The sequence below is a fragment of the Polynucleobacter sp. MWH-Jannik1A5 genome, from assembly GCF_018881795.1.
Lineage (GTDB): Bacteria > Pseudomonadota > Gammaproteobacteria > Burkholderiales > Burkholderiaceae > Polynucleobacter.
This window is the reverse complement of record NZ_JACVPQ010000018.1, coordinates 3,534-15,944: the sequence shown is the minus strand read 5'-3', so window position 1 is coordinate 15,944 and position 12,411 is coordinate 3,534. Positions and strand designations below refer to the sequence as shown.

At 47.7% G+C, this 12,411-nt stretch carries 1 protein-coding gene; it reads left to right on the top strand.

Annotated features, from left to right (window positions below; genetic code table 11):
• On the top strand, positions 1–12,411 hold a 12,411-nt coding region (locus ICN23_RS09920; protein ID WP_216232089.1), incomplete at both ends, for a hypothetical protein.

The following is a 12,411-nucleotide window of genomic DNA, read 5'->3' as shown; positions in this document are numbered from 1 at the left end:
GGATCAACTTTTGCTGCAGGCACCTATGCCTTAACCATGACTACTGACGCGATGAGCTTAGGCGGCGCACTTTCAGGTAGCGCAGCACTAGTGATTCAGCCGAAGACAGCAAGTACAACCATTGGCTTGGGTAGCTCAATTACTTCTACTTCTTGCGGTGGGGCAACATGCTCATTGGCATTGGATGACGCAGAGCTAGCTAACTTAAGCAACGGTTTCTCCGCTATCACTATTGGTAGCACTAGCGGCACTGGCGCAATTGCGATTAACTACACCACACCATATACCTTCTTGGATCCAGTCACGATCCGCAGTCAATCTACCTCTGGCGGTGGTTCGATCACTGCAAGCAGTGCGCTAGCTAGCGGTACCAACAATATGACCATCAGCACGTACGGAGCGGTCTCTGTAGCTGCCATTACTTCTGCTGGCACTCTAGCAATTACTGGTAATGGCATTACCTTAAATGGCGACATCACTACTAGCGGTACACAGACTTATACCGGAGCAGTGACATTGGCAACTGGCGATATTGAGTTGACCGGTACAAGCGCCACCTTTAGTTCTACTGTAGCTGGCGGTGCAAATGCTTTGGCGATCACTGGCAATGCTGTATTTAATGGTTCCGTCTCTAATGTGACCGATTTGTCTGTCTCTGGCACCACAACAATTAATGCTGCAAGCATTGCCACTACAGGCGCTCAATCGTATACGGGCGCAGTAACTATTTCTACTGCAACAACTATTGCAGCAAATGAGTTGACTACAGGCTCAACAGTAGCTGCTTCTGCTAATAACTTAACACTGTCAGTAGACGCAATTACATTGGGTGGAAACCTATCTGGCACAGGCGCTTTGGCCATCATTCCAAAGACTCTCAATAGGGGCATCTATTTAGGTTCTGCGGATAATTCTGCAACTACTGTATTGAATCTGAAGGCTGCTGACATTGCTTATCTAGTTGATGGCTTTAGCGGCATTACGATTGGTGGAGCAGGTTATTCAGGGGCAATAAGCTCTCAAGCTAATCTCACCTTTAAAGATCCTACAGTCTTTACATCTTCTAGTGCAATGACTTTGAGTCATGATCTTGCTGCTGCCAGTTCTACCAATGCTTCGTTTACTGTGGGTGGCGCACTTACATGGAATGGCGGCAACATTACTACCAGCACAGGAGCTATTGCACTCACTGGAGATGTTACGCTCGGCGGCAGCGGCACTCGAACTCTCACAACCACTAGTGGCGGAATCACTATTGGCGGATCTTCTGCAAATACTCTGACCGGAAGTAATGTTGACTTGACTATTAACAGTGGAAATAGCGGCACCACATTTAATTCAACCGTAAGTGGAGTAGGGGTACTTACATTGGGCTCAACAGGTCAATCTGGCGCCTTCTACATTCTGAATGATTTGGGTGCTGATTCCATTGCAACCGGCACTACTGCTTTTGATATCTATTTGGGTGCCTCACCAAATTTATTGAGCAATATCAAAATTACTGCAGACAATGGCTACACAGCATATTTGAATGGCACGCTACTTGGTTCGGGTAATAACTGGCCGGCTGCAGAAACCTATACCAGCCTTGGATCCCTTGCAAATGGACAGAACGTCTTGGCTATTTATGCATACGACCAGGGTGGTATCGCGGCATTCCAGTCATTGTTGACTTATTCGAATGGTGCCTATGCTGGATCTGATACCAACTGGAAGGTGACCACATCCAATCCTACTGGGACAGCAAATTGGGGAACTACTGCCTATAACGATTCTGCATGGTCTAACGCGACCGTAGTCGGACCCTATGACTCAGGCCCTTGGGGCCCAGTTATTAATAATCCTCAGGCAAAGTGGGTATGGTCTTCTGACCCCGATGGTCACGACCAGGTATGGTTCAGATACACCTTCTCAACCAATAGCTCTGCAAGCACCAGCAATCTCACCGTTGGATCTAACGCGAACTTTAGAAATACTGGAGCTCTGACGTTTAATAGTTCGGGCACTGCTAACGTAGGTGGCACATTTACAGCGGTAACCCAGTCTTCCGTTCAATTAATGGGAACCATTAATGCGGGTGGTGCTGTTACTCTTGGCGCCGCGGCAACCCCGGTTACTTTAGCTGGCAATACGACTATTTCAACTGCGACAGCTAATTCGAATGCTGGCGCCAATATAGCGTTTAACGGAACAGTTAATGGCGCCTATGCTCTAACCTTGAATGCAGTTGGCGGAACGATTGATTTCAACAAGGTAGTTGGTACGACCACAAGACTTAGTGGTGTATCTATTAATAATGCGCAAACAGGCAATATTTCATTTGTAGATAGCTTGAGCCTGACCAGCTTTACATCAGGCTCTGGATCCTATGGACTTTCAGTTACTGGTGCTACAAACTCAATTACTAACGCAGTAACTTTTGCCAATACTGGAGCTTTAACTCTTGGAGATGCCGCCGCTGATGCGTTTACGTTTAGCGCTGGCTTTACTGCAACTGCGCCAAGCGCAATTAGCTTAGCTGGGTCATTTACGAGCAGCGGGCCAACAACGATTGGCACATCAAGCTCTAGCATCTTACTGACGGCTGCAACTACCATTAATACATCTGGTGGCTCAAGCACTGCGAATAGGGCGCTTACTTTAGCCGCTCCTCTGACTGGCGACAATCTTGCTCTGACATTGACTTCGGGTACTGGTGTGATCACTACCGCAGCAATGGGCACAAACGGCCATGGCTTAGGCGCATTGACTTTCTTTGGCGATGAATTCAATCCAACGGCTGATGTCTATGGTCAATCTACATTAGTTATCAAGCCATACACCAGCGGCAATACCTTGGTGGTCGGTGGCACCAATAACGATACCGATACAGTGCTTAATATCACCGCAACTGAGCTTGCTTATCTGAAAAATGGTTTTACTGGCATCACTATTGGTTCGCCAACAACCGGTCAGATCACGATCTCTACCAATATGAATGTGATTGATCCATTGGTGATTGATACCAATGGCGCCAATATCTCAGTTGGTGCTGACATGATTGCTGCTGGAGATGCCACATTTACATTCAATGATCCAGTGGTTATTTCCGGTAGCGTGACAATGATTACGGCTAACCAAGCGCTGTCATTCTCAAGCAACCTCAACGGCACAACTGCAGGGGCAGAGAGCCTTAATCTTCAAACGGGTACAGGCAACATTACTTTTAATGGTTTGGTTGGTAACGTAGTTCCTTTAAATGTGATTTCTCTTGATAGCTCGGGAACTATCACTATTAATCAGCCGGTTACAAGTGCTACGTTATTGACTGGTAGTAGCGGCACTACCATTATTGATACTGCAAATGTGACAACTACGGGTTCACAATCCTTTAATAACTCCGTATTGATTAAGCAAAATACTGTTTTTGCAACAACCAATAGCAACATTACCTTTAATGGCACGATCAATAGTTTTGACGGCACATCTGCAAGAACGGTTGGCATTAATGCAGGTACAGCAACCGTTGCTATTAATGGAGCAGTAGGGGGATCTAATGTATTAGGCGCAACCAGTATTTCTGGTGGGACAGTCAATATTGGCGCTAGTGGCACTATCAATATGGGGGCTAATGCCTTAACTATTACCGCCAACACCTTGGACATTGGCGCCTCTATCACTGGCAGCTCCACCCTTACCATCGCACCAAAAACAGTAACAACTACGATCGGCCTCGGTACTTTGGCTACGGGTGATTTGCATTTGAATGACACAGAGCTGGGTCGCTTAACAAACGGCTTCTCATCCATTACCTTTGGCTCAGCTACTGCAACTGGAAAAATTACTGCTGCTGAATACACCTACCTAGATAACATCAAGCTGCTCAATTATGGATCGGGTAGCAGCGGTATTGAGTTCATTGCGCCAGTAAGCGTTGGAAGCAATAACTTAACGCTCTATACAACTGGTTCTGTTACACAGGCTAGCGGCGCTTCAATCACCGCCGCCGGCCTGGAGCTCCTTGGTTCGAACGGCGTTTACACCCTGACTGATACTGGTAATGCCATCACCACCTTAGCTGGTAATACTGGCACTGTTTCATTCTTAGAGAACAGTGGTTTTGCGATTGGCGCTGTTAATACGACTGGTTTAACAGCAAGCACCAGTGTGACATTGAGCTCCACTGGCACCGTAACTCAGTCTAATTTAATTAGCACCCCAAGTCTCTTGCTATTGGGTTCTGGTGGTGTTTACACCTTAACCAATACCTCTAACGCCATTACGACGTTGGCAGCCAATACCGGTACGGTTTCCTTCTTGGAGAACTCTGGTTATGCCATCGGTACCATTAATGGAACTGCTGGTTTAACTACCTCTGCTAACGCTACATTAAGCACAACGGCTACCGTTACCCAATCTGCCGCGATTACAGCCGCAGGTCTTGAACTCCTCGGTTCAGCTGGTGTTTACACCTTAACTAATACCGGTAACGCTATTACTACCTTGGCAGGCAATACCGGCACTGTATCTCTGGTAGAGAACAGTGGCTTTGATATCGGTACTGTCAATACAGCCGGTTTGACAGCAAGCACCAGTGTGACGCTGAGCTCTACTGGGGCTGTAACTCAGTCAAACCTCATTAACACTCCAAGCTTATTGCTTCTAGGTAGTGGCGGTGCTTACACCTTAACCAACACCTCTAACGCCATCACTACATTGGCAGGCAATACTGGTACGGTTTCTTTCTTGGAGAACAGTGGCTTTGCACTAGGAACAGTGGGATCCACCAACGGAATTACCGCTACAACACTGACACTCAGCTCAATTGCTACTGTTACCCAGTCTCAAGCATTGGCCGTAACTAATCTTGAGCTTCTTGGTGCTGCTGGTATCTATACCTTAACCAATACTTCTAATGCCATTACTACTTTGGCAGGTAATACTGGAAGAGTTTCATTGGTGGAAAATTCAGGCTTTGCTATTGGCACTGTCAATACAGTTGGCTTAACTACAAGTGGCAATACAACTCTAAGCTCAACGGGTACCGTAACTCAATCTGCCGCCATCACCGCCTCCGGCTTAGAGCTCCTTGGTTCGAACGGCGTTTACACCCTGACTGATACTGGTAATGCCATCACCACCTTAGCTGGTAATACTGGCACTGTTTCATTCTTAGAGAACAGTGGTTTTGCGATTGGCGCTGTTAATACGACTGGTTTAACAGCAAGCACCAGTGTGACATTGAGCTCCACTGGCACCGTAACTCAGTCTAATTTAATTAGCACCCCAAGTCTCTTGCTATTGGGTTCTGGTGGTGTTTACACCTTAACCAATACCTCTAACGCCATTACGACGTTGGCAGCCAATACCGGCACCGTATCGTTCCTGGAGAACAGTGGCTTTGCGATTGGCGCAGTCGGTTCTACTAATGGTGTGACCGCAACAACCTTGACATTGAGTTCAACCGGTACGGTGACTCAGTCTCAAGCATTAACACTCACCAATCTTGAACTCCTCGGTTCAGCTGGTGTTTACACATTAACTAATACCGGTAACGCTATTACTACCTTGGCAGGCAATACCGGCACTGTATCTCTGGTAGAGAACAGTGGCTTTGATATCGGCACTGTCAATACAGTTGGTTTGACTACTAGTGGCAACACCACTTTAAGTAGCACTGGAAGCGTAACTCAATCCAACTTGATTGCTGCTGCTGGCCTGGAGCTCTTAGGTGCAAATGGTAGTTACGCCTTAAGTAATGCCTCCAATGCGATTACAACCTTGGCGGGTAATACAGGCACGATTACTTTTGTAGAAAATTCTGGATACACCATTGGGACAGTGAATACGGTTGGCATCACTACAAGTGGTAATTTGAGTTTAAGTAGCTCAGGTGGAATAATTTTTGCTGCCAACATCAATAGCGGTTCTGGATCTCAAGCCTATACTGGTCCAATTACCTTAAATGAAGATATTACGCTGACATCTTCAGGCGGAAATATTGCATTTAGTGGTTCGACAACGAGTATCAATAGTACCTATCAATCTAGTGGAACTCCTTCGGTTACTTTTTATAACGGAAGTGGCGGAACATATACCTACACTGGTGCAGTCACTTATGCCGATTCAGTTAGCTCATCAAGCCCGACCTATGCGCTTTTGTGGTCAGGAGGCTTTAATGATCAAGCTAGATCTTTATTACTCTCTGCCGGAGCTACCATCACAGTTTATGTTGATGGTGTAGGCAGTACAGTGATTAATACTTTCACTAACAGTTCGGCATCCGCTCAGACCTATACACTTGGTGCAACAAGCGGTTCAGGATTTATATTAGGCGGGGGAGGCGCGTCGGCTGCACTTAAAACGCTCACTATATCCAGTGGATCTGGTAATGTGACTTTTGAAGCCGCGGTGGGGGCTGGTACAAATGGATCCCTCGGTGCACTCACTATCAATTCAACCGGAGCCACCACCTTTGGCTCTACAGTAGCTGCTAGCGCTGTCACTACGAATACTGGCGGTAGTACGGCTATTGCTGGGAACATAACAACCAGCGGTAATCAATCTTATGGCGATGCAGTCAATATTACTGGTTCTTCAGTAACTCTTAATAGTTCTTCTGGCAACGGTACAGTTGGTTTCTCATCTACAGTCAACAGCGCGGCTACTGTTGCTAACCCGCTAACAGTCTCTGCAGGTTCAGGTAACGTGACCTTCACCGGTGTAGTAGGCGGTGCAACCGATGGTGCGCTTGGTGCCTTGACTGTTAACACCACAGGTACAACTACCTTTAGCGCTGCCGTTACTGCTGCTTCTGTAACGACTAATACTGGCGGTACGACTGCAGTGAACGGTGGCGCGGTCACCACAACCGGCACGCAAACTTATAACGATGCAGTGACATTGGGTGCGGCAACTACCCTGAATACTACAAATAGCAATATTGTCTTTGCAGGCACATTGAACAGTAGTACGTCTGCTCGTGCTTTAACGATTGGGGCTGGAACAGGCGCGGTTACCTTTACTGGCGCGGTAGGTGGAACTACTGCGGTAGGTGACACCAGCATCACTGCGGCTACAACTACTAATAGCTCAACCTTAGTCGGCTCAGGTATCTACGACATTTCCGGTAATGCTGTCATTAATGGCGCTATTACTGGGGTAACTAACTTATCAGTTTCTGGCACCACCACCATTGGTGCCAATATCACCACCACTGGTACCCAGCTCTATAGCGGGGCAGTGACATTGACTGCTGCTACAACTTTGGCAACGACCGATAGTAATGTCACCTTCAGCAGCACCCTGAATAGTGCTACTAATACTGCTCGTGCTCTCACCATCACTGCAGGTGCTGGTACTGTGACCATGAATGGCGCAGTGGGCGCTACCAATGTGCTCGGGGCTACAAACATTACTGCAGCCGCGTTTACTACTGGCGCTTCTGGCACGATTGCGATGGGTGCTAATGCTCTGACTATTAATACAGATGTAATTACTCTTGGCGCTACGATTGGTGGCTCTTCTGCTCTAACCATTGCACCAAAGACAGCAAGTACCACGATTGGTTTGGGTTCATTAGCAGCAGGCGACCTACACTTTACTGATGCTGAATTAGGTTATCTAAGCAATGGATTTAGCAGCATTACCTTTGGCTCATCAAGCGCTACTGGAAAAATTACTGCAGGTGCATACACCTATAGCGATTTCATCAGGCTATATAACTACGGTGCAAGTAGTGGTGGTATTGAGTTTATTGGTGCATTTAATACTGGCTCAGATAATTTAACTCTCTATACAACAGGTTCAGTCACTCAGGGTGTTAGTGGATCTATTAGTGCTGCAGGTCTTGAGTTACTTGGTGCAGGTGCGAGCTACACACTGACTAATTCCAGCAACGCTATTACCACTTTAGCTGGTAGTACTGGCACTGTTTCCTTCTTGGAAAACAGTGGTTTTGCTATAGGCACAGTTAATACAGTAGGCCTAACAACTACAGGCAACACCACATTAAGCTCTACCGGTACTGTTACCCAGTCACAAAAAGTGGCTGCGTCTGGTTTAGAGCTTTTGGGTAGCGGTACATTCACCCTGACCAATACAGGCTCGGCAAATGCCATTACAACCTTGGCTGCTAATGCTGGCGTAGTGTCATTTACCCAAGGAACTGCATACACAGTAGGTAGCGTAAATTCTGTCGGCATTACTACTACAGGTAATCTTGCGCTGGTTGGTTCAGCGGGTATAACTATTGGTGCCAATATCTCTACTGGGGCTGGTACTCAGACCTATACAGGTCCAATAACGCTTTCTACTGGCGCCATAACCCTAACTTCAACTGATGCAGCAATTGTATTTAGCGGTTCTACAACCACTATTAATGGTGCACGTGACCTGACTATCAATAGTGGAACGGCACGCATCACATTTGGTGGAACAGTAGGGCAATCAACTGCTATTAGCAGTCTGACATTGCAGGGTACCGGCGATAACTATCTACCATCCGCTATTACTGCTACTGGCAATATTGATTTGAAGGGTACTTCTCGTACAAATCCGTTGCAGGTCAATTCCAGCATTACAAGCTCAAGCAACGGTAACGTAACCCTGGGTGATACCACTGGCGTATTTAGCCTTGGAATTAGTAATGGCTCCGGCTTTATCAGTTTGGCTGCAGTCGGATCATCTTCATCTAAATTAACCGCCTTCACGCTCTATGGCACAGGTATTAATAAGCTATATGGTTCCATTAATACCACTGGGGCAGTAGATCTGAAGGGCTCATCAAGAACAACCCAATTGTTCTCTGATGTCACTATCAATACGACAAACTCAGACGTTACTGCTGGAACGATTAATGGTGGAACTGGAACTGCTGATGGCGCTTATGCCTTTAATGTTAACAATGGCACTGGCAATATCATTGCTGGCAATACTGGCCTAGTCATTAAGCTTAAATCATTGGCATTTACTGGTACAGGTAATACCAATATTGGTACCGTAGATGCTACTAACGGCTATGACTTGGGTGCTGATCGCGGTCTGACACTGAATGCCGATACCTCCTATTACAACCCGAACGTTGATGTCATCTTAGGTGCAATTACTCTAGGCGATAACGTCACTCTGACATTGGGTAATGGTGGTCCAGGTCTGATTTCTGTTAAATCAATCTCAGGTACAGCAACCAGTACTGCCGGTGTGCTGTCTGGTAAGTCCAATGTCGTGATTGACTCTGTTGGCACAGTGCGCGTGCTCGGTAATGTTGGTACAGACATTGGAACCATCACTATTAGTAATTCTGGCGGAACAACGTTTAGCGGTACGGTAGATGCAGCAACACTAGCAGTTACTAGCACTACTGCCAGCAATACTATTGCCTTTAGTGGCAACCTCACCCTCACTGCTGGTATGACAGTTGGGGCGGGATCAGCGGCCTATAACGTTGCGATTAATGGTGGCACAAACACTATTGCCGGTACTACGACCTTTAATAACACTGGTACGCTGGCTTTAGGTAACGGTAGTGACACTATTAACTTCACTGGCGGTATTGTAGCGACTGTGCCTAGTGCGATTAGCGTCAACGGTACAGTTACTGCGGCCGGCACCGGCGTCATTACATTAGGTGATTCAGATACGGCTGTAACGATTGGCGGCGTTTCTACTCTTGGTGGCACCTCTACCGGTCAGATTACTACTGGCGCAATTAATCTCAATAACAGCTTAACGCTCGGAACATTGGCTACTCGTTCTAATGCCATGAGCCTGTCTAGTATTACTGGCCCTTCTACAGGTACGGCAGATCTTACGATTGTTACGGCTGGCGCTGTTACCGTTGGTGGGGCAGTGGGCACCAATATCGGGACACTGACTATTACTAACTCTGGCGGCGCTACATTTAACGGCACCGTTTCAGCGGCAACTATTGCCCTTGCTGACAGTACTGATGCAACAACGATTACCTTCAATGACAATTTGAATGTTGCTACTGCAATGACTGTTAACGCTAGCGCAGGTGCAAATGCCTTTAACGTCGCCATTAACGGCACTACCAACACTATCGCTGGAGCCACAACATTTGCCAATACCGGTACCTTGGCTTTAGGTAACGGCAGTGACACTATCAACTTCACTGGTGGTGTAACTGCAACTGCGCCAAGTGCAATTACTGTGAACGGTACTGTGACTGCTGCCGGTACTGGCGTGATTACTCTGGGCGATAGCAACACTGCAGTGACGATTGGCGGCACATCGACTATCGGCGGTACTTCTACTGGTCAGATCACTACTGGTGCGATTGCTCTGAATAACAGCCTGACAGTAGGCGCTACTGCAGCTACCCCAATTACCTTAACTACCGTCACCGGCCCAAGCAGCGGTACTGCAAACCTGAACATTAATACTGCTGGTGCAGTCACTGTAGGCGGGGCAGTAGGCACCAACGTCGGCACACTCACCATCACCAACTCTGGTGGCACCACCTTTAGTGGCACTGTTGCTGCAGGAACTGTAGCAATCACTGATGGCGCAGCATCAACAGCGGTAACCTTTAACGGTGACTTGACTCTGACTACTGGCATGACTGTCTCTGCTGGTACTGCGGCTTACAACGTCGCCATTAACGGCACTACCAACACTATCGCTGGAGCCACAACATTTGCCAATACCGGTACCTTGGCTTTAGGTAACGGCAGTGACACTATCAACTTCACTGGTGGTGTAACTGCAACTGCGCCAAGTGCAATTACTGTGAACGGTACTGTGACTGCTGCCGGTACTGGCGTGATTACTCTGGGCGATAGCAACACTGCAGTGACGATTGGCGGCACATCGACTATCGGTGGCACTTCTACTGGTCAGATCACTACTGGTGCGATTGCTCTGAATAACAGCCTGACAGTAGGCGCTACTGCAGCTACCCCAGTTACCTTAACTACCGTTACCGGCCCAAGCAGTGGTACTGCAAACCTGAACATTAATACTGCTGGTGCAGTCACTGTAGGCGGGGCAGTAGGCACCAACGTCGGCACACTCACCATCACCAACTCTGGTGGCACCACCTTTAGTGGCACTGTGGCAGCAACTACAGTAACCCTGACCAACACTACTGGTTCAATCGTCTTTAACGATGCGTTAACTGCGGCTACGCTCAATACTGCAGCGCAAGCTTATAGCGTAGAGCTCAATGGCGCGAGCGGCACGATTACTAATGCGGTTACCTTTAGCAATACTGGTGCCTTAGCCTTAGGTGCTAGTGGTGGCACCTTAACCTTTAACGGTGGCTTAACAGCAGCTGCGCCAAGTGCTTCTACCTTAAAGGGCACTATTAATAGCAGTAACGACGCAATGAGTTTTGGTCCAATCACTTTGGGTGCTAACACTACGCTTAATACCGTAGCAACAACTGATGTTGCTGACTTGAGCATTGGTGCAGTTACTGGTGCTACTTATAACCTCTCCTTAAGAACTGGTGCAGTCTCTGGCGCCACAATTGCTGGTACATCAACTTCAGGTGTCGGCACCTTAACCATCACCAACTCTGGTGGCACCACCTTTAGTGGTGCGGTTGCTGCAGGAACTGTAGTAATCACTGATGGCGCAGCATCAACAGCGGTAAGCTTTAACGGTGACTTGACTCTGACTACTGGCATGACTGTCTCTGCTGGTACTGCGGCTTACAACGTCGCCATTAACGGCACTACCAACACTATCGCTGGAGCCACAACATTTGCCAATACCGGTACCTTGGCTTTAGGTAACGGCAGTGACACTATCAACTTCACTGGTGGTGTAACTGCAACTGCGCCAAGTGCAATTACTGTGAACGGTACTGTGACTGCTGCCGGTACTGGCGTGATTACTCTGGGCGATAGCAACACTGCAGTGACGATTGGCGGCACATCGACTATCGGTGGCACTTCTACTGGTCAGATCACTACTGGTGCGATTGCTCTGAATAACAGCCTGACAGTAGGCGCTACTGCAGCTACCCCAGTTACCTTAACTACCGTTACCGGCCCAAGCAGTGGTACTGCAAACCTGACCATGAATACTGCTGGTGCAGTCACCGTAGGCGGGGCAGTAGGCACCAACGTCGGCACCTTAACCATCACCAACTCTGGTGGCACCACCTTCAGTGGTGCGGTTGCTGCAACTACAGTAACCTTAACTAACACTACTGGTTCAATCGTCTTTAACGATGCGTTAACTGCGACTACTCTCAATACTGCAGCGCAAGCTTATAGCGTAGAACTCAATGGTGCTAGCGGCACAATTACCAACCTAGCAACCTTTAGCAATACTGGTGCCTTAGCCTTAGGTGCTAGTGGTGGCACCTTAACCTTTAACGGTGGCTTAACAGCCACTGCTCCAAGTGCTTCTACCTTAAAGGGCACTATTACTAGTAGCAATGATGCAATGAGTTTTGGC